Here is an 18,449-nt window from a genome sequence, read left to right on the forward strand (position 1 = left end):
AACTAACAACATTTATATTGCTGGCGTTTCCGTTTCAGGTAATGATCGACATTTTGATCACACAAGATAAGTAGGAGGTAAAACGTGGAATTACGCCATCTACGCTATTTTCTGGAACTGGCAAAAACGCTGCATTATGGCGTGGCGGCTGAGAATCTTAATATATCCACGCCGACGCTGTCGGTGCAGATTAATCAATTGGAAGAAGAATTAGGTGCGCCATTATTTTATCGTACTCAACGTAAAGTCGAGTTGACGCAGATTGGAGAAATTTTCCAACAGGAAGCGCGCGAGACTCTACAACATGCCGAGCAGGCCAAATCCCGAGTACGTAGTGCCGCTCGCGGCGAACGCGGTTATATCCGCGTGGGCTATGTGGCATCCGCACTATTATCAGGCATTTTAACCCGGTTATTGACGAGCTTTAGCGCCAGCGCACCTGATATCTCAATCAATGCACGTGAATCAGTCATGGATACACTGGCCACTCAGGTCAGTGAACGTACTATTGATGTTGCCTTTGTGCGCGGTCCTGTGCCGTTACCTGCCGATGTCGGATACATTGAAGTCGAGCAAGATCACTTCGCACTGGCACTGCCGGATAACCACCCGCTGGTTGCGCAGGAACAACCCATCGAACCTGCGCAACTTAAAGGGGAAAACTTTATTTTGCCCGAACAAGTGTCTGGCACCGTGACCTTTGCACAGCGAGGTGGGTTTATTCTGAGTCGTAGCTGGTCGGCGGGCAGTTTAAATGAAGTGCTGGCCAATGTCGCATTAGGTAATGGTGTCGCGGTAATACCGGCTATTCTGGTGACTCAATTAAAATTAACCGGCATCACTTATCGCGAAATACCCGGAGCCGTTATTCCTTCATCCATTTGGTTCTTATATCGTAAACGTGAACGTACTCCCGCAGTGAATAAGCTGGTGCGCATGATTGAACGAAGCACCTGACTATTTTATTTGCAACGTCGCAACGCGATCTTTCAATGCGCGTTCAATCGCCTTGCGGTGATAGGGTGACATTTTGCGCCACTCCTGTGCCTCTTTACGCGTACGGCCACAGGCGCGGCACCAGCCATTTTTTCCCTCAAAAATACAGACATCAGTACAAGGCGATTTTACAGAAATGGAAATAATTCCTTATTGGGTGAGGCCACTGTAGCCATGGAACATCATATAGACGCCCACGATGGCAATCAGGGCACTAGAGAAGTAAGGTGCGCGGCGTGCAATATCGGCGAAACCTCTCCATCGACGTGATACATGCCGAACACTTAGCGCCGCACCTACGCCGACGGTCACCAGCGTAAGCGCCAGGCCGATGCTGAAGCAGACCACCAGCGCCGCACCAAGACTAAACTGCTTCACCTGCAGGCAGAGAAGGAGGACCGTGATCGCTGCGGGACAGGGAATTAATCCCCCCGTCAGGCCGAAGAGAAGAATTTGCAGATTGCTGATTTCACGGCCATCAAAGCGTCGGCGTATGTCTTCCGCGTGCGCGCGCTCGTGTGCATCCTGATATTCCTGAGAACCTTCCGCGAACCTGGCCAATTCGCCATGATGTCCGTGTTCATGATGATGCCCGTGCCCATGATGATGTTCATGCTCATGATGATGCCCATGCTCATGATGATGCCCATGCTCATGATGATGCTCATGTTCATGATGATGCCCGTGCTCATGATGATGATCCTGCGTATGTTCATGATCGTGGTGCTGATGCCACGCTTGTGCTTCAGACCAGGTACGCCAGAACATCCAGGCAGCTGTTGCAATGATAATGAGGCCTGAAATCAGCTGCAGCCAGGGTTCGGCAGCTTCGGCAGTAAACTGCCGACTGATATACATTCCGCCCATCGCAATCAGCCATACCACCGCAGTGTGGGAAAAAGTGGCTGCCAGACCCAGCATCACCGCCTGGCGAACACTGCCACGGATGGCGACGATAAATGCCGCCATCATCGTCTTAGAGTGACCCGGCTCCAGGCCGTGCAACGCCCCAAGCAAGATGGCGCTGGGGATAAACAGCAACGCGCTAGACGTGCCCTGACTCAGCAGGGCAGCGAAATCATTCATGGTGTGCATCTCGTGTCGTGATAAGTTGAAAGCGGCATTGCAGTGCCGTAAAATCAAAAAATTCAAAGAAAATATACTATACCCCAGTATACATTAAGATCAACAGGAGCCGAGAATGGGCCATACACTCAAGCATCAGAAAAGCCTGTTAACCCGCGTACGTCGTATTAAAGGGCAGGCAGCTTCGCTCGAGACCGCATTAGAATCGGGTGAGGAGTGCCTAAAAGTGTTGCAGCAGGTAGCAGCGGTACGCGGGGCAGTTAATGGTCTAATGGCAGAACTGCTGGAGGGGCATATCAGAGAGCACCTGATGAATGAATCTGCCACCGAAGCGGAGCGCGCTCAGGATTTGGAAGAGATTGTCAGCGTTATTCGTTCATATCTGAAGTAGGAGCAAACCATGCTGTGGCTCATCGTAAAATACGCCATCACGGCGGGCATGGTGGTGCTGATTTCTGAAGTGGCGAAACGCAGTGACCGTCTCGGAGGGTTGATTGCGGCGCTGCCATTAGTGACGATATTGGTGCTGATCTGGATGAAGCTGGAAGGTCAGAGCCAGGCAAAGATCGCCAGCCACGCCTGGTATACCTTCTGGTACGTGGTGCCAACCCTGCCGATGTTTGTCGCCTTTCCATTTCTCTATCAGCGCTGGGGATTTTGGCCCACGCTGGTGGCGAGTTGCCTGTTAACTATCGTGCTTTTTGTCCTGTGGGCAACGTTGCTAAAGCGCTTTGGCATACAATTGATGTAGTCTGATTTTTTATGCCTGCACCCGTTTTCTTTACCCCTTTTTTATCTCGCGCTTGATGAATGAGGAGGGAGAATCCAGCACACAGGTTTATCAAAGTATTTTACTGGGTGCGGGATTCAGCGGGCGCGCGCGGTACTGAGGTCAGGGCGCGATATTGACCGCGCCCAAACATTCAAATAAGCGCGTCAGCCGTAGCCGCCAGTTGGGCAAACGGACCCGATAGCGTTTGGTTATGATGGGCAATGATCTGGGATGCACTCATCTGCCCGTTGTCTGTCGTGCTATGTGCATCGCTCATTAATACCACGCGAAAGCCTAAGTCTGCCGCTGCCCGGCAAGTCGTATCCACGCAATATTCTGTTTTCATACCACAAATCACCAACTCTTCAACTCCGGCGAGTTGTAGCGAAGCCAGGAGCGTCGTGCCACGGAAACAGTTGGGGTAGCGTTTCACAAACACACCATCCAACTCGGTATCTATCGCCAACTGTGGAATAAGCTGCGTGAGCGGACTGCTCTCGGCAAGAGGTGTTCCCTCAGGCCCGGTATGGCGAGCAGCAAAGATCGGAGCTTTTGCGTCGCGTGCACGGGCAATCAACGTGTTGATATTGTTCAGCAAAGTTTCTGCGGCAAATGGCTGCTGCGGCGCAAAAAACAAGCCGTGCTGCATATCGACAATCAATAGCGCTTTTTTACTTGAGGATGGCATGGTGTGTCTCCTTTCACTGGGTGATGAACGGAGACAATCCCCGTCCATTGGCTGACGGGGTGAGGATTCTGTACGCTTACGTTTTTGCTACAGATACACTCACGCCGCCGACGAATGCGGTGGTGGTTGTCACTGTGGTCAACGGAATGAACCAAGACATCATCGGCTCGCGGCAGATTGGGGAATAAATCTGACGTTAGCACAACATCGTACAAAATCCCTGCGGTTTTTTTTCTGCTGAGAGGAAAAGGCGCTAAAGTAGAGGGCAGTGTGTATCTGTGGAGAAACGACGTTGGTAAATCCCGTCCACTTGTCACGCGTTCTGCATAGCCCCATGGCGGGTACAGAGGCCATGGCGCTGCAGAGCGAACATACCTTTCCGCGCCATTCCCATGATCACTTCGGGATTGGTGTCATCTCGCAAGGTGCACAGCGCTCATGGAGCCTGCTGGGGCAGATAGAGGCCGGTCCTGGAGATGTGATTATTGTCAATCCGGGAGAAGTGCACGATGGTATGCCGCTAAAGGGCGCGCGTAGCTGGCAGATGGTCTATCTGGAACCTGAACTGTTGTGGCAGGAGTTACGGATGGAGAGGAGTGATGCCGATGCAGTGCTCAAGCCGTTAGTCAGAGACAACTCTCTGAGCCATCGTCTGTTTCAGCTATTTTTCGCCCTAAATCAGACCAAGGTTGAACCGGGTTTTCTGGAAGAGACGTTATTACAATGCTTAATGCACCTCTGTCATCACCACCTTCTGACCCTGGCTTTCCCGCCCAACATGACACCCACGATACAAAGGGCAAAGCAATATTTAGATGATGCTCCATCACGTCAGACGAGCCTGAGTGAATTGGCAACGTTGTGTGGGCTAAGTCGATTCCAACTTTTGCGCAGTTTTGCTCGTGAAGTTGGAATGACGCCCCATGCCTATCTCATGCAGTTGCGCGTCCGTAATGCAAGACAATGGCTGGCAAAAGGGAATAGTGTGGCTGATGCCGCTGTTATGAGTGGTTTTGCCGATCAAAGCCACCTCACGCGTGCATTCTCGCGCCAAATGGGTATCACGCCGGCACGCTATCAAAAAGCCATTCTGCTGTAATCCTCTGCAATTTTGTTCAAGACGCTGGCATTTCGTGAATTGATACTCAGGCGATACATTCGACTGAGGGATTAAAAATGCACGCTGGAATAGAGTTTTATGTCACTACTTTGGTGGTGGTGATGTCACCGGGCCCTGGGGCTATGTTAACTATCGCCAGCGGTCTGAATCGAGGAATGCGTGTCAGTTTTATTACGGCTTTAGGGTGCACGCTCGGTATTGTGCCGCATCTACTCGCTGCATTGCTGGGATTAGCCGTTATTTTTCATACCAGTGACTTCGCATTCAACATGTTGAAGCTAATCGGCGTTGGCTACCTGCTCTACATGGCGTGGATGGCGCTACGTGAGCGGACGTCACTGACCACGGAGGTGGAGAGTAAAAAATCCGCATTGCGTATTATTAACCATGCTCTGTTACTCAATCTCTTTAACCCTAAGTTATCGCTGTTTTTTCTGGCTTTTTTACCGCAATTTATCGCTTCAGAGAGTTCGACGCCGACACAAGATATGTTAGTACTTAGTGCTATTTTTATGTTGCTCACGCTTTTCATCTTTATGTTGTATGGCGCTTTTGCCGCGCTGATGAGGCGTCGGGTGCTCGAAAAACCGCGCGTGATGCGCTTTATGAACCGAATCTTTGCGTTGAGCTTTGTTTGCCTGGGCATCAAATTGCTCATCAGTTCGCGATAACCCATTTATAAAGGAGAAATCTTGATGGAATTTGACTCTATTGATGCAGTCAGGGAAGAAATTGATCAAGTGGATCAACAACTGGTGGCACTGATTGCCCGGCGTGGAGAGTGTGTTAAGGCCGCTGCACAGTTTAAACAAGACCGCGCCGCAGTACGCGCTCCCGATCGTGTCCAACAGGTGATTGATAAAGTGAGAGGTCAGGCAAAAGCGCAGGGGTTATCTGAGGAAATTATTGAGCAGGTTTACCGTGCGATGATTACGGCTTTTATCGATTATGAGCTGCAACAGCATGGTGAATTGAAAGCGTAGTGAAGCGTCCGACAAAAAAGGGCTGCAATGGGTTAAAATTGCAGCCTTAAGTTATGAAAATTTCATTAACAAGAGGGTGCCTTGAGGCCCCGATTTCAATGCTGTGTGTCTTTGCCCGTATTATCGCGGTTGCGAAAAATGTGTGTGACGTTATTGGTATCTTTGAGTGCCATGCTTTGCTGAGTAGCGGATTGCATGTTGTTCAGAACTTCTGCCATCGCTCGGCTAAGTGCTTTTTGGCGGCCAGAATCGGGCTCAATGGACGCCATCAAACGAAGCTTATCGAGCAGGGCGCTGTTCGTCACCGGCCCCTTTTTTTTCAGCAGCTGCAGTACGGCATCGCCCATGACGATATCAGTTAATCGTTCATCTTTACTTCTGTTCATACACGTTCTCTGGTTACCGCAACAGACCTGCGACAGGTAACAAAGTGGATTCAGTCTAACGTGAAATAACCTATGAGGCGGAAGCCACTTTGTTCGATGTCAGATCGGTGCGTAAGTTCTCAGGATCATCGCTCGGAGGTAAACATCAGGCCAATTAACTGTTGGTAGTGCAACTCTTCTTCCGGGCTGTTTGCCTGTTCCAGTCGGCAAATCAGCTTGGTGCAGATCGTTTTGCGACTCAGTGAACGGCCTGAGCGCAGTATTTCTCCAACGATTTTACCCAGGATTTCCTGCTGAGAAGGCAGGGAAGCCTCATTAAAATAACGCGTAATCGCATCCGACGTTGATAGCAGGTTTCTACCCTGACGCATGGTTCCATCCTCCAGGTTAACTAATGAGCACCAGGCCCACTAAAGTTATACAAAGAAAAGCCTGTTGTACAGGAATAAGGTTATCCATCAGGGGAGCTGTTTTTGCAAAAAGTGCTAGTCTATTAATTACAAATGCTTATGTAAAAGCACTCTTTTCGGGGCATTTAAACTTGATGTCTGGGCTAATAAGAGAGAGGTTGAGTTAACCTATGGTACTTAGTACTATAGATATTGCATGTGTGGACAAGGAGCGTCCTTATCGAATCACAGTCAGGAGACACCATGGCAATTTATGTTTTAAAACCATTCGACAGAAATACCAAAGCTGATGGGATTGACGACGGCAAGCTATGCATTGCAGCGTTAGAAGTTATCGCGGGTCGATATGAAGCTAATTTAGGCGGTGGGGTATATAAGAAACGCATTCCCTTAACCAAAGGTAAAAGTAGTGGTGCCAGAGCTGTCATTGCTTTCAAAATTGATAAGCACCTCTTCTTTGTAAATGGGTATGCAAAGTCAGCAGTCAAAAGCACAATACGAGAAATGACCGAAACTGAACTGCTACTTTATAAGCAAGTTGCCAAAGAGTTATTCAATCTCACCACTGAACAAGCAAGACGAGCGATTAGGTCGGGGAAAATGCGAGAGGTGCAGTGTGATGGTTAATTACCTTAAGGATCTTCAGGAAATCGCACATGATTTCAATGAAATTGGCGTTATCTCTGATGATCTTAAAGAAAAAATTGACTCCAGGGTAAGATTGCGCGAGTTGCGAGCGACACTGCCTGTTCTGCCTATGATGTCGGGCCAGGCTATTAGAGAATTGCGTGAGCGCTTGGGCTTAAGTCAAGCAATGCTGGCGGCTTGCGTTGGAATGTCAGTCGCAACGGTAATCAAATGGGAACGTGAAGAGAAAAAACCTAACGGCGCGGCGCTGCGTTTGCTCAATATTATTGATCGTAAAGGTTTGAGTGTTCTTCAGTAATACTAAAGCCCCTAAATTGGGGCTTTAAATTCAATGTTAATCATTTGATCCCGCCAATATTTTAATTGCTATTACATTCCTGCAAAGGTCACTAATCACCATCTGTTGAACGTGTCAGCGTTTCCCACGCCTCGATCTCTGCATTCAACGCCACAAGTTTATCCTTCACCAGCTTTAATGCATCGCTGCCGAGCAGCAAATGCGCAGGTGGGATATCGCTTTCAATAATAGCCAGCATCGCGCGGGCGGCTTTCTGTGGGTCACCAAGCTGCTTACCACTTTTCTCCTCTCGTGCCTGTCGAATAGGATCGAAGAGCGCGTCATAATCACTGATGCTGCGTGCGCTGCGCACCATGGAGCGGCCAGCCCAATCAGTACGGAATGAACCGGGGGCAACGGCCGTTACATGAATATTAAATGCGGCGAGTTCTTTGCTAAGAGTTTCTGAGATTCCTTCCAGCGCAAACTTACTCCCACAGTAATAACTAATGCCCGGCATGGTGATAAATCCGCCCATCGACGTGATGTTAAGGATATGCCCGCGACGCCGTTGGCGCATGAAGGGCAATACGGCTTTGATCATCGCCACGGCACCAAATACATTAACGTCAAATTGGTGGCGCATCTCCTCCAGCGAGGACTCCTCCATAATCCCTTCGTGTCCATAACCCGCGTTATTGACCAAAACATCAATTGGACCCTGATCAGCTTCAATGTCGGCTATAAGGTCATCAATAACAGCGAAATGAGTGACATCGAGTTCAAACGCCAGCGCATTTTGCGGATGGAGTTGTTCAAATGCCAATTTAGCTTCTACATTTCGCACCGTCCCGATCACGCGATAACCTTTGGCTAAGGCCTCCAGCGCCAGCGCACGACCGAAACCGCTGCTTACACCAGTAATCAAAAGTGTTTTAGAGGTAGACATCGTTTTTCTCCCTACATGAATGATGCATGCATAATATTCTCTGGAGGTCAGCGCTATAAGGCCGTATCTTCTGCTTTTATTGCCTAATCTTATGAGTGAGGAGGAGTGGTGGTAGATTCAGAGGTACAACAACGTACGGTGGAATTGCTTAAATCGCTCGCGCCGCATGAGGGCTACAACCTGACGGCACTTTCTGATGTGCGTATTTTGCGTTCAGATCGCCCACTAGCGCGCACGCCGGTGCTTTACGATCCCGGCATTGTGATTGTCTGCCAGGGCACTAAGCGTGGTTTCTTTGGCGATCAAATCTACCTCTACGATGAGCAACATTATCTGGCGGTTTCTGTGCCGGTTCCCTTTACCATGGAAACCGCGGCGAGCGCAGAACACCCGTTGCTGGCGATCTACATGCATCTTGATTTCAGTGTGGCGACAGCATTGTTGCTGGAACTAGAGCAACAGCAAGTGCCTTTCACGGCGAAAGCGGCGCAGAGCATGATGTCGAGTCCCATGGATCAGCCGCTCCGTGATTCAGTGCTACGTTTCCTGACGGCCCTGAGTCATCCTTTGGATGCACAGATCCTCGGCCCCGCACTGGTGCGTGAACTCTATTATCGTGTGTTAACGGGTGCACAAGGTCAGGCACTGCGTGCCGCGCTGACGTTGCAGGGGCAATTCGGCAAGGTGGGTAAAGCGCTGCGCCATATTCATGCCTGCTATGCCCAGACGCTCAATCTGGCGCAGTTGGCGGGTGAAGCAGGCATGAGCGTGCCAACCTTCAGCGCGCATTTTAAAACCATCACCCAGCAGTCACCGATGCAATACGTGAAATCGGTACGCTTACATCAGGCGCGAATGCTGATGGTGCGTCAGGAGATGACGGCGGCCTCGGCGAGCCTTGCGGTGGGTTATGAAAGCGCATCCCAATTTAACCGGGAATTCAAACGTCTGTTCGGGCTGCCACCGGCGGAGGAGATCAAGCGCATGCAGCGCAACTTCGCGGTGGCGCCTGCACAGCAGGCTTCTGCATATGTCTCTTCGCATTAGGGCTCACACAGTGGTTTTAAGCACCATTACCGCATAACAACAAATGTCATCAGTCGCATTGGTAAACACGCAATCCGTGGGATCGCCCAATTCCAGGCAATCACCGACGTTCATTTCAAACAGATTGTCGCCCTCCTGAAAGCGCAAAGTGCCTTCCAGCACCCAGATCAACTGACGACGTGAAAGGTAGGAAATCGCTGGCATTGGCACGTCAGTGTGCGGAGGGAGCTCTACACTCACGACATCCAACGGGATATCGCCAGGTGAAATATGGCGGCGAATGTAGCCGGTTTCTGGGTCTTGCCACACCGGTTGCTGTGCATGACGCAGCAACGTCCCGGGTTGAACTTCCGTGAGGGCGATGAGCTGCGACATGCTCATAGCAAACGAGCCGGCGAGGCGAGCGAGAGACGTCGCAGTTGGGCTGCTCTCACCCCGTTCTATTTTATGGATCATCGCCCGTGAAACACCGGACTGTTCTGCCAGGTCGGTTAAAGACCAGCCGCGCTTCTCACGTTCGATTTTAATGTTCTGACCAATGCGCGCATTGATGTCATCTTCTTTACTGGACAATTCATCTAACATAATGGATAACTACAATAGTAAACGAAACATCCACTATAGTGACGAGGCGGAAATCATGCAAATACGAGCAGCAGAAGAGGGCGATGCCGGGGCGATCGCGGACATCTACAACGACGCACTACTCAACACCACCGCGATTTGGAATGAGAATACCGTGGATATTGCTAACCGCATCCAGTGGATGGCCACACGGCAGGCTGCGGGGTTTCCGGTACTGGTAGCGGTTAATGAACATGGCGTGATCGGTTATGCCTCCTATGGTGACTGGCGCCCCTGGGATGGATATCGTCATACCGTGGAACATTCAATCTATGTTCATAAAAACGGGCGCGGCCAAGGGGTGGGCGGCATGCTGATGACCGCCTTGATTGAGCGGGCGCGCGAGCAGGGCAAACATATGATGATTGCCGGGATTGAGTCAGAGAACAGCGCTTCAATCGCGTTGCACAAGAAGCTGGGTTTCAGTGATGGCGGCAGATTAAATCAGGTAGGCTGCAAATTTGGCCGATGGCTCGACCTGACCTTTTTGCAGCTTCAGCTTGATGCAAGGCCGCAGCCTTAACTTAGTGTTTCTGCAAAACGTATTCACTGGGTAAGCTGTCGATATCCTGCATGATCCGCGATACATGCTTGCGCATGCGATTACGTGCTAAGGCGGCGCCTTTTATCCCATCGAACGTTCAGCCAGTCGCCACGCTTTTGGCGACATCCCCGTCTCGCGTTTAAACGCATGGCTGAAGGCACTTTCTGAAGTGTAACCCAGCGACTGCGCCACCACGGCCACCTGATCGCACTCCTCACGTAAGGCGCGTTCGGCTAATCGCATGCGCCATTGTGTCAGATAGGCAACCGGTGTCACACCCGCAACAGTACGAAACTGCTGAGCAAAGGTGGTGCGTGACATGGCGCAGGCTTTTGCCAACTCTTCCAGATGCCAATTTCTTGCCGGATCGCCATGCATCAGTTGCAGCGCAGGCGCGAGACGTGCATCGCCAAGGGCTCGCAGCCAACTGGCGGGGAGTGCATCACAGGTTTGCAGATGAGCACGCAAAATCTGAATAAACAGCAGTTGCGCCAACTGTGACGAGGCCAGTTGCGAACCCGGCTGTGTGGTACGACGCTCTTGTACTAAGTGATCCAGTAACCAACGGAACGAGGCCGCTTGCGGTGAGGCGGCAGGGACATGAATCCATGGCGGCAAAACGTGCGTCAATAAACGGCCACTGGTGGGATTCAGCAGGACATGCCCACCGATATGCGCAAAATCATCCCCTTCACCAATGGGGGCATGAGGTTTTCCGGCACCGAAAAACACACTCATGGCATCAACCGGCTCTACGCCGGGCTCGCTGGACAGCACAAAGGCGCGTTTTGCACTCAGTAAACCAACATCGCCGGTTGAGAACAGAATTGGCCTGGCGTCGTCGTCAAACTGAACCCAGCATTGTCCTTTCAGAACGGCGAAAAACTTAATCTTCTCGGGCGCAGGGAAACGTAACGCCCAGCGGCCGCCCGCGCTAAAGCCTCCTGTCACCAGGGATTCCGCGTGGACGAATTTCAGGATGTCAGAAAAAGGGTCGTTTTGCATTTCCGTACTATCACGCAACATACACCCACTATCAAGCATTCACAGTCCGGTCATGGCTGTTTACTCTGTTCAGTATCACAACAGCGAGGCATTTTTCATGACTAAAGAAACCGTTTTGGTGACGGGTGGTACCGGTTTTATCGCGCAACATTGCATTATTTCCCTGCTTAAACAGGGATACAGAGTGCGCACGACGGTGCGTTCAGCCCAGCGAGAGAATGAAGTGCGACAAAATTTACAGCAAGGAGGTGTAGAGCCAGGTGAAAACCTGACATTTGTCGTGGCAGATTTAATGGCCGATCAGGGTTGGGATGCGGCCACTCAAGGCTGTACTTATGTGCTGCATGGCGCATCACCTACACCATCCGGTGAGCAGGCCACCGAGGCCGATTGGATCAACCCCGCGATTGAGGGAAATTTGCGCGTTCTGCGGGCGGCGAGGGATGCAGGCGTTAAACGCGTGGTGTTAACGTCGGCATTTGGTGCGGTCGGAGTCGGTCACGCGGCGGACTACCCGCGCCCATTTAAGGAGACGGACTGGACGAACCTGGACAGCGATTTATGGCCGTATCAACGTTCCAAAACCTTATCGGAACGGGCAGCCTGGGCCTTTATTGAGAAGGAGGGGCGGGGTTTAGAGCTGTCAGCTATCAATCCCGTGGCTGTACTCGGACCTGTGCAGGGCGCAGACTACTCACACTCAACCCGGATTATCAAAGAGATGTTAGAAGGGCAGCCGGGTTGCCCTGATATCAACAGCTGTTTTGTGGATGTACGGGATGTCGCCGATTTACACGTCATCGCCATGAAACACCCAGCAGCCAGAGGGGAGCGATTCCTTGCCAGTTCGGGCCATAGTTTGCGTCTGGTGGAGGTAGCCCATACCTTGAAAACGTCACTGGGTGAGGCCGCCCACTACGTATCAACGATCGAACTCACGGATGAGAGTGTGCGGGCTGCTGCAGATACGAATCCAGTGATGATTGGGATGGTGAAATTGTTGGGGGTAGATATGAACGTCACGGCAGAGAAAGCGATGTCTGTGTTGGGCTGGCAGCCGCGCACACCCCAACAGGCGATTATCGCGACGGCCCAGAGCTTGATTGAGCTGGGTTTGATCTCGCACAGCTAACGTCTGCGGGCAGCATGCAGCGGTGTACCGACAGATACTGCGGCATTTATTCCCACTTAAATCTCATCATGATGCTATATAAATGATAACGATTATCATCAATTGCTTTGTGCTGAGGTCAGGATGCAACCAACAGAACTCACCGCCGACTGTTGTATCGTCGGCGGCGGACCAGCAGGATTAATGCTGGGTTATTTACTGGCGAGATCAGGATTAAGTGTCGTGGTGATTGAAAAACATCCCGACTTCCTGCGCGATTTTCGTGGCGATACCATCCATCCCTCGACGCTGGAGATCATGCGCCATCTCGGGTTGCTGGATGAGCTACTGACCTTACCGCATCAGAGAGCCGAAAAATTACAGGCAGAAGTGGCTGGTCAGGAGATCACGATGGCTGATTTCTCGCGCTTGCCGGTGCAGTGCCGCTTTATTGCCTTTATGCCGCAATGGGAATTCCTCAATTTTCTCGCGAGCAAAGCGGCCGCTTTTCCCGGCTTCACGCTCTTACAATCCACCGCTTTTGATGATTTGATCTATGCAGAGGGTGAGGTATCGGGTATTAAAACGTTACAGGGTAACGATACGCGCATCATTCATACCTCGCTGGTGATTGGCGCGGATGGGCGTAACTCGCAGGTACGTGCCAAAGCCGGACTGCAGAGTAAAAGCTTTGGCTCATCCCGTGATGTGCTGTGGTTCCGGTTGGGCAAACAGGGAAGCGATCCCGAATGGGGTATGGGCCACAAAGGGCCAAAGCAGAATTTCATTGTGATTGATCGCGGTGACTACTGGCAGTGCGGCTACACCATCCAAAAAGGAGAGTTTGACGCATTAAGGCTTGCCGGTCTGGAGACGCTAAAGCAGGCTATGGCTGAAGTGGCGCCCTTCAGCGCTGAGCGTATGGCGGATCTCGACGGTTGGGACAAATTGAAGCTGTTGTCGATTCGCATTGACCGGCTGGATCAGTGGATGAAGCCCGGCGTGCTGTGCATTGGTGATGCAGCCCATGCGATGTCGCCGATTGGTGGCGTTGGCGTCAATCTGGCGATTCAGGATGCGGTGGCAGCGGCCAATTGCCTGACTCTTCCACTGAAAAAAGGTCATGTCACACTACGTGACCTGCAGAAAGTGCAACAGCGCCGACAGTTTCCCACCGTTGCCACGCAATTCCTGCAAATTAAAATGAGCAGTAATAAACGTAAGCGCACTACGCCGAGTAAGGTGCCGCAGATGATCAGCCGTTTCCCGTTCTTGCGCCACCTGTTCGGTCGTTTAATTGGTTTAGGCTTTCGAACTGAAAAACCAGAACATCTCAATGAGTAAGTTTGGCTTTCCAATCCTGAAACCTGCTTCCATTTATCCCGATGCCTCCAGCGGCAACAATAGATTCACAGAGCAGACAACAGTGGGTTGTCTGCTAACCCTCATCAAATTGCAGGTGGGTATAAGCGATCTGTTTGTCATTTGTAACATTTCATTAACTTTATGATGGGTTTTTGATAATTTTTTCTAATGGTTTTTTGGCTGAGTTAACCTCTTCGTGCCTTTTATTCATTTGGATGCGCGCCAGAACCTCAATGTTTAATCAACAATTTGTTTATTTTAACCTGTTGATGAGATTAGTTTCTGTCCTCGATTAAATCCTTGATTTGAAATGACCAGCACGCTGTTACATCGCAATACCACAGTTTCACTATGGTTAATGAGCTCTTTTAAGACCATATGAAACTGAGGAAACAGCAGGTATGAAATTAGAAAACTTATCTCGTCGAACCTTCATGGCATTTGCAGCGGGTGGCACCGTGGCGCTGGCAGCAGGTAAAGTTCATGCCCACGAGGCAACAGTGGCTACTTACCCAGCAAACGATCCCCGCCATCCCCGCGACCCCGGTCCACACGATCCTATCCGTGAGGGGCTCAATCCCGATATTGTCGATCCACCCGCAACAGACAGCGGTACATTACCGAATCTGCGCTTCTCTTTTAGCGATGCACATGTACGCAAAGGCAGCGGAGGTTGGACGCGGCAGGTGACACAACGCGAATTAGGGATTTCCACTACCATCGCTGGTGTAGATATGCGGCTTGATAATGGCGGCATTCGTGAATTGCACTGGCATAAAGAGGGCGAGTGGGCGTACATGCTCTATGGCAATGCACGTATCACTGCACTGGACACCCAAGGTGGATGGTTTGTGGATGATGTTGGCGTGGGTGACTTGTGGTATTTCCCGCCCGGTGTGCCGCACTCTATCCAGGGGCTCGGTCCGGACGGCTGCGAGTTTTTACTGGCCTTTGATAACGGTAACTTTGATGAGGACAGTACTTTCCTGCTTAGCGACTGGTTTAAACACATTCCGCCTGAAGTGCTCGCCAAAAATTTTGGCGTATCAGCGGACGTTTTCAACACGCTGCCATCACCGGCCGACGAGTATATTTTTGCCGGGAAAGCGCCGGAGGGCGGGGATTCTGCAGCTGTGAAAGGTGGCGTGAAATCTGTGTTGAATTTCTCGCATAAAATGCTGGCGCAAAAACCGATTACCCTGCCGGGTGGCACTGTACGCATTACCGACACCAGTAATTTCCCCATATCAAAAACCGTCGCCGCTGCATTGGTGGAACTTGAGCCCGGCGCTATGCGGGAATTGCATTGGCATCCAAACAACGATGAGTGGCAATACTATCTGGAAGGTGAAGGGCGCATGGGCGTGTTTGCCTCATCGGGGCAGGCTCGGACCTTCGATTTCCGCGCGGGCGATGTTGGCTATGTTCCTTTCGCCATGGGGCATTACATTGAAAATATCGGTGATAAGCCGCTGCGGTTTTTAGAATTATTTAAAAGCGATTACTACGCGGATATTTCATTGAATCAATGGTTAGCCAGTACGCCAGCAGATTTGGTGCGGCAGCATCTGCATCTGGATGACAAATTTATGCAGGCGCTGCAGTTTGCTAAGCATCCGGTGGTGAAATAGCATTGAAAGCGCGTCGCGGGAGCGGCGCGCAATAAGGGTTTAATGCCTTAAACGATAGATATCAGCAAAGTACAGATAGCCTTTTCTGGCGCGCATCTCGTTTAGCCGTGTTTTTTCACTCTCGGTCAGAATGGCGCTGCCCAGCAGTTCATCGACAAAATCGTCCCGAACATGGACTTCCATATACCAGTCGCCGGTGTAGCAATTCTTCCAGGCACCTTTATCGATATCCTTCGCTTTGTACGACGGATTGACATGGAAGAAGAAGAAGAAATTACACACCGCAAAAATCAGAATGCAAACCACATATTCGATGGTGCCGAAAGAGTCGGAGTACAACAGCAGCGCCATGGTAAGAACAAACAGTATCCACATCAGGCTGAATAAACCGGGATAATTTTTGATAAAGGAGATATCAAAGTAGGGGCGGTCATTACGCTGCTCTTCTACGTTGATTCTATCCAGCTCGGTTTGTAGTCGCTCATCCAGTTGATTACTCATGCATTCACCTCAGTGGTTTCGTTATCCATACTGCGCCCGCGCGAGTCTAACAGATAACCACCACGATTTTAGCCTAACCTTGATGGTGATTAGGGGAATTATCTGTGGGGAAGAGAATGGAGTATGAAACCGTATTGGCATTCTGGTTTAACGCGCGCCATGAAAGCTATTGGTTCAAACAGAATGACGGGTTTGATGAAGCGATACGAGATGGTTTTTATGATAGCTGGGAAGCGGCTCGTCGCGGTGAGCTATCGGCCTGGCGGAAAGACATTCGGGGACGATTGGCAGAAATCATCGTGCTGGATCAATTCTCCCGCAATCTTCACCGGGACAGTGCTCTCGCCTGGCAGCAGGATGGCATGGCGCTATTGCTCGCGCAGGAAGCGGTGAAAATTCCGGGCTATGCGTCACTGAACCTGGATGAAAAAGGCTTTCTCTTGATGCCCTGGATGCATGCCGAGTCTCGTGTTATCCATCAACAAGCCGAAGTGTTGTTCGATGCGCTGAAAGGATCGTCTTACTATCAGAGTGAGTTAGAGCATCGGCAGATTATTGAAGTGTTTGGTCGCTATCCACATCGTAATCAGCGCCTAAATCGCCCATCAACGCCGGCAGAGCAAGCGTTTCTTAATGAGAGGAAACGCTCCTTTTATTGACTCAACATCTGCCTCAGCTATTGGGATGGGGCATACATGGACAAAAAAAAGCCCGCTAAGCGGGCGGGGTAATTAAACCAAGGAAAAATTCTCGTAGGCAACGCATTGCTGTGTGTTGCGTCACTATATTAGCAACGATAAGTGACCAGTACATAAAATGATCGATGATTAAATTTTGCTGATTTGATAAAGGTTATATTTGTGACGAGCGTGTTATTTTGATGTTTACAACTGCACGCAAAATAGGCGTTGAAGCGCCTTTTTCCCGGCTGGTGTGACATTTATCTCTCGATAGCCTGCCGTGCGGCTTAGCCATTGTTTATCAATTAGCAGACTAAGAAGCGCGGCTCCCGCTGCGCCACCGAGATGCATGCGGCGTTCACTCCAGTCGAGGCAGGCACAACAAGGTTTACGTTTACTACGAAGATTTCGCTGCATGCCGATGCTCTCTAACTGCTGTTGGCCTAAGGGGGTAAGAGCACTACCATCGGCAACAACCCACTCGTTTTCTTGCATAAAACTGTATATCTCAACCGCCAGTTCACCTGCCAAATGATCATAACAGGTGCGGGCATGGCGCAGATGGAGGGGTGTAGCGGAAACCAGTGCTCGCTGTGGCTGCATCGATACCCCCATAAGGGTTTCAAGCAGGTGCGCAATTTCGCTGCCCGCCAAACGGAAATAGCGATGGCGGCCCTGAGATAAACACGTCACAAGGCGGGCATCCAGTAGTTTGCCCAGATGTCCGCTGGTGGTGGAAGCGGCGATATCGGCGACGCCGCTTAATTCTGTGGCTGTCCAGGCACGGCCATCCATCAGCGCGCACAAAATGCTGACACGCGAAGGGTCGGCCAGAGCGGCAGCCACAGCAGACATCGCCTGCTGCAAGCCTTGTTCCGCCGTCTCATTGGTGATTATGGGGCTGCTACGGCTTGCCATGCGGTGGTTACCTCTGCTGCACGTTCAGGATTATCGGTAATCAGGATCAACTGGTTGTTGTGGTCACTGTATTGAAGCTGAATGTTAACGCCATTGCGTGCTAGCACGTCAGCAATTTCGCCAAGCTGTCCTGGTCGATCCTGTTTCAGCTTGCGGATCAGCGGCTGTTGTACTGAAACCACCTGAAAACCGGCCGCCATGAGCACTTGTCTGGCTTGCTCCCCTTGCACAACTAAAAAATGCGCGTGACTTTGTTCACCCACCGTGAACACGCCGCCTCCTTCAAGTCCTACACCATGCTTGCCAAGGGTCAAACCTAATGCGGCTAACTCGCCTGGGATATTATTGAGCATCACGTGAATATCAAACATGTTGGCTTGCCTCGTGCGCATATTCCCGCAGTACAGCGGCGATACGGATGTGGTAGAAAGAAAACAAGCTGTTTCGACCTTCCTGTTGAGCCTTTTGGTGCGAGATATTTCTCTTCCATGCCAGCACGGCCTCTTCGTTTTCCCAGTAGGAGAGGGACAGGATCTTTCCAGGATCGTTGAGGCTTGAAAATCGCTCTACTGAAATAAACTCAGGCAAACGGGTAAGTTGAGATTTCAGTGGTGCGGCGAGTTCAAGATAGCGGGCTTGGTGCTCAGGTTGGGTGCGTGCTTCAAACAGGACAGCAATCATGGTTCAGCTCCATCAGTCAGTGATGGC

The 18,449-nt window shown here is 50.8% G+C and carries 26 protein-coding genes; 14 read left to right on the plus strand and 12 right to left on the minus strand.

Annotated features, from left to right (window positions below):
• Positions 1-84 precede the first annotated feature (84 nt).
• Entirely contained in the window at positions 85-957 is an 873-nt protein-coding gene (locus tag AC1MDE_RS00315) for a LysR family transcriptional regulator (RefSeq protein WP_058960962.1), read from the plus strand.
• On the opposite strand, the gene AC1MDE_RS00320 is transcribed toward AC1MDE_RS00315, so the two are convergent.
• The gene (locus tag AC1MDE_RS00320; protein ID WP_480344275.1) at positions 958-1,143 is read right to left on the minus strand and encodes a DUF1289 domain-containing protein; all 186 of its coding nucleotides are present in this window, start codon (positions 1,141-1,143) and stop codon (positions 958-960) included.
• 3 nt (positions 1,144-1,146) lie between these two features.
• Positions 1,147-2,082, minus strand: a complete 936-nt coding sequence (locus AC1MDE_RS00325; RefSeq protein ID WP_058960961.1) for a nickel/cobalt efflux protein RcnA — start codon at positions 2,080-2,082, stop codon at positions 1,147-1,149.
• A gap of 115 nt (positions 2,083-2,197) precedes the next feature.
• On the opposite strand from AC1MDE_RS00325, the gene AC1MDE_RS00330 reads away from it, so the two are divergent.
• Both AC1MDE_RS00330 and AC1MDE_RS00335 read left to right on the plus strand, forming a co-directional pair.
• Positions 2,198-2,473, plus strand: coding sequence for a metal/formaldehyde-sensitive transcriptional repressor (locus AC1MDE_RS00330; protein WP_058960960.1), 276 nt, complete (start codon positions 2,198-2,200; stop codon positions 2,471-2,473).
• Positions 2,474-2,482: 9 nt separating this feature from the next.
• The gene (locus AC1MDE_RS00335) at positions 2,483-2,833 is read left to right on the plus strand and encodes a DUF3147 family protein (RefSeq protein ID WP_034824206.1); all 351 of its coding nucleotides are present in this window, start codon (positions 2,483-2,485) and stop codon (positions 2,831-2,833) included.
• Positions 2,834-3,005: 172 nt separating this feature from the next.
• Here the strand turns inward: AC1MDE_RS00335 and AC1MDE_RS00340 are convergent, their stop codons facing one another.
• The gene (locus AC1MDE_RS00340) at positions 3,006-3,542 is read right to left on the minus strand and encodes a cysteine hydrolase family protein (RefSeq protein ID WP_058960959.1); all 537 of its coding nucleotides are present in this window, start codon (positions 3,540-3,542) and stop codon (positions 3,006-3,008) included.
• A 352-nt stretch (positions 3,543-3,894) separates the two neighbouring features.
• Between AC1MDE_RS00340 and AC1MDE_RS00345 the strand changes: the two genes are divergently transcribed.
• From AC1MDE_RS00345 to AC1MDE_RS00355, 3 genes are all read left to right on the plus strand, one after another.
• Complete coding sequence (locus tag AC1MDE_RS00345) at positions 3,895-4,641, plus strand: helix-turn-helix transcriptional regulator (protein WP_479403182.1); 747 nt, start codon at positions 3,895-3,897, stop codon at positions 4,639-4,641.
• A gap of 77 nt (positions 4,642-4,718) precedes the next feature.
• Positions 4,719-5,333 (plus strand): LysE family translocator, encoded by a 615-nt coding sequence (locus AC1MDE_RS00350; RefSeq protein ID WP_479403181.1) that lies wholly within the window; start codon positions 4,719-4,721, stop codon positions 5,331-5,333.
• Between the two features lie 24 nt (positions 5,334-5,357).
• Complete coding sequence (locus tag AC1MDE_RS00355; RefSeq protein ID WP_058960956.1) at positions 5,358-5,645, plus strand: chorismate mutase; 288 nt, start codon at positions 5,358-5,360, stop codon at positions 5,643-5,645.
• 95 nt (positions 5,646-5,740) lie between these two features.
• On the opposite strand, the gene AC1MDE_RS00360 is transcribed toward AC1MDE_RS00355, so the two are convergent.
• The gene (locus AC1MDE_RS00360) at positions 5,741-6,031 is read right to left on the minus strand and encodes a hypothetical protein (protein WP_058960955.1); all 291 of its coding nucleotides are present in this window, start codon (positions 6,029-6,031) and stop codon (positions 5,741-5,743) included.
• 125 nt (positions 6,032-6,156) lie between these two features.
• On the minus strand, positions 6,157-6,402 hold the full coding sequence (gene ycgZ / locus AC1MDE_RS00365) for a regulatory protein YcgZ (protein WP_058960954.1): 246 nt from the start codon (positions 6,400-6,402) through the stop codon (positions 6,157-6,159).
• Between the two features lie 282 nt (positions 6,403-6,684).
• On the opposite strand from ycgZ, the gene AC1MDE_RS00370 reads away from it, so the two are divergent.
• Positions 6,685-7,068, plus strand: coding sequence for a type II toxin-antitoxin system RelE/ParE family toxin (locus tag AC1MDE_RS00370; protein WP_479401978.1), 384 nt, complete (start codon positions 6,685-6,687; stop codon positions 7,066-7,068).
• Positions 7,061-7,387 carry a helix-turn-helix domain-containing protein gene (locus AC1MDE_RS00375; RefSeq protein WP_058960952.1) on the plus strand — a complete coding sequence of 109 codons (327 nt, stop codon included), beginning with the start codon at positions 7,061-7,063 and terminating at the stop codon, positions 7,385-7,387. Before AC1MDE_RS00370 ends, AC1MDE_RS00375 begins: the two co-directional genes overlap by 8 nt.
• 91 nt (positions 7,388-7,478) lie before the next feature.
• On the opposite strand, the gene AC1MDE_RS00380 is transcribed toward AC1MDE_RS00375, so the two are convergent.
• The gene (locus tag AC1MDE_RS00380; protein ID WP_058960951.1) at positions 7,479-8,315 is read right to left on the minus strand and encodes an oxidoreductase; all 837 of its coding nucleotides are present in this window, start codon (positions 8,313-8,315) and stop codon (positions 7,479-7,481) included.
• Positions 8,316-8,423: 108 nt separating this feature from the next.
• Here AC1MDE_RS00380 and AC1MDE_RS00385 point away from each other — a divergent pair, with 108 nt between their 5' ends.
• Positions 8,424-9,362 (plus strand): AraC family transcriptional regulator, encoded by a 939-nt coding sequence (locus AC1MDE_RS00385; protein WP_236699754.1) that lies wholly within the window; start codon positions 8,424-8,426, stop codon positions 9,360-9,362.
• Positions 9,363-9,365: 3 nt separating this feature from the next.
• On the opposite strand, the gene AC1MDE_RS00390 is transcribed toward AC1MDE_RS00385, so the two are convergent.
• Positions 9,366-9,947 (minus strand): XRE family transcriptional regulator, encoded by a 582-nt coding sequence (locus AC1MDE_RS00390; RefSeq protein WP_058960949.1) that lies wholly within the window; start codon positions 9,945-9,947, stop codon positions 9,366-9,368.
• Between the two features lie 55 nt (positions 9,948-10,002).
• Here AC1MDE_RS00390 and AC1MDE_RS00395 point away from each other — a divergent pair, with 55 nt between their 5' ends.
• Positions 10,003-10,509 carry a GNAT family N-acetyltransferase gene (locus AC1MDE_RS00395; protein ID WP_058960948.1) on the plus strand — a complete coding sequence of 169 codons (507 nt, stop codon included), beginning with the start codon at positions 10,003-10,005 and terminating at the stop codon, positions 10,507-10,509.
• Positions 10,510-10,611: 102 nt separating this feature from the next.
• On the opposite strand, the gene AC1MDE_RS00400 is transcribed toward AC1MDE_RS00395, so the two are convergent.
• Positions 10,612-11,535 (minus strand): AraC family transcriptional regulator, encoded by a 924-nt coding sequence (locus AC1MDE_RS00400; protein ID WP_058961010.1) that lies wholly within the window; start codon positions 11,533-11,535, stop codon positions 10,612-10,614.
• A gap of 97 nt (positions 11,536-11,632) precedes the next feature.
• Here AC1MDE_RS00400 and AC1MDE_RS00405 point away from each other — a divergent pair, with 97 nt between their 5' ends.
• The 3 genes from AC1MDE_RS00405 (at position 11,633) to AC1MDE_RS00415 (ending at position 15,642) form a co-directional block, all read left to right on the plus strand.
• The gene (locus tag AC1MDE_RS00405) at positions 11,633-12,667 is read left to right on the plus strand and encodes an SDR family oxidoreductase (RefSeq protein ID WP_480344100.1); all 1,035 of its coding nucleotides are present in this window, start codon (positions 11,633-11,635) and stop codon (positions 12,665-12,667) included.
• A gap of 123 nt (positions 12,668-12,790) precedes the next feature.
• A complete protein-coding gene (locus tag AC1MDE_RS00410) occupies positions 12,791-13,990 on the plus strand; it encodes an FAD-dependent oxidoreductase (protein ID WP_058960946.1) in 1,200 nt (399 codons plus the stop codon).
• 455 nt (positions 13,991-14,445) lie between these two features.
• Positions 14,446-15,642 carry a cupin domain-containing protein gene (locus AC1MDE_RS00415; protein ID WP_479400398.1) on the plus strand — a complete coding sequence of 399 codons (1,197 nt, stop codon included), beginning with the start codon at positions 14,446-14,448 and terminating at the stop codon, positions 15,640-15,642.
• 39 nt (positions 15,643-15,681) lie between these two features.
• Here AC1MDE_RS00415 and AC1MDE_RS00420 read toward each other — a convergent pair whose 3' ends face one another.
• Positions 15,682-16,143, minus strand: a complete 462-nt coding sequence (locus tag AC1MDE_RS00420) for a YlaC family protein (protein WP_058960945.1) — start codon at positions 16,141-16,143, stop codon at positions 15,682-15,684.
• A 116-nt stretch (positions 16,144-16,259) separates the two neighbouring features.
• Here AC1MDE_RS00420 and AC1MDE_RS00425 point away from each other — a divergent pair, with 116 nt between their 5' ends.
• Positions 16,260-16,802 (plus strand): DUF924 family protein, encoded by a 543-nt coding sequence (locus tag AC1MDE_RS00425; protein WP_058960944.1) that lies wholly within the window; start codon positions 16,260-16,262, stop codon positions 16,800-16,802.
• Between the two features lie 225 nt (positions 16,803-17,027).
• Here AC1MDE_RS00425 and AC1MDE_RS00430 read toward each other — a convergent pair whose 3' ends face one another.
• Genes AC1MDE_RS00430 through AC1MDE_RS00440 form a run of 3 tightly spaced genes read right to left on the minus strand, consistent with a single transcriptional unit; the run spans position 17,028 to position 18,422 of the window.
• A complete protein-coding gene (locus AC1MDE_RS00430; RefSeq protein ID WP_479403178.1) occupies positions 17,028-17,741 on the minus strand; it encodes an ArsR/SmtB family transcription factor in 714 nt (237 codons plus the stop codon).
• Positions 17,717-18,112, minus strand: a complete 396-nt coding sequence (locus AC1MDE_RS00435) for an amino acid-binding protein (RefSeq protein WP_058960942.1) — start codon at positions 18,110-18,112, stop codon at positions 17,717-17,719. Before AC1MDE_RS00435 ends, AC1MDE_RS00430 begins: the two co-directional genes overlap by 25 nt.
• Positions 18,105-18,422, minus strand: coding sequence for an antibiotic biosynthesis monooxygenase family protein (locus AC1MDE_RS00440; protein ID WP_058960941.1), 318 nt, complete (start codon positions 18,420-18,422; stop codon positions 18,105-18,107). Before AC1MDE_RS00440 ends, AC1MDE_RS00435 begins: the two co-directional genes overlap by 8 nt.
• Positions 18,423-18,449 lie beyond the last annotated feature (27 nt).

The organism is Pantoea folii (assembly GCF_056678875.1).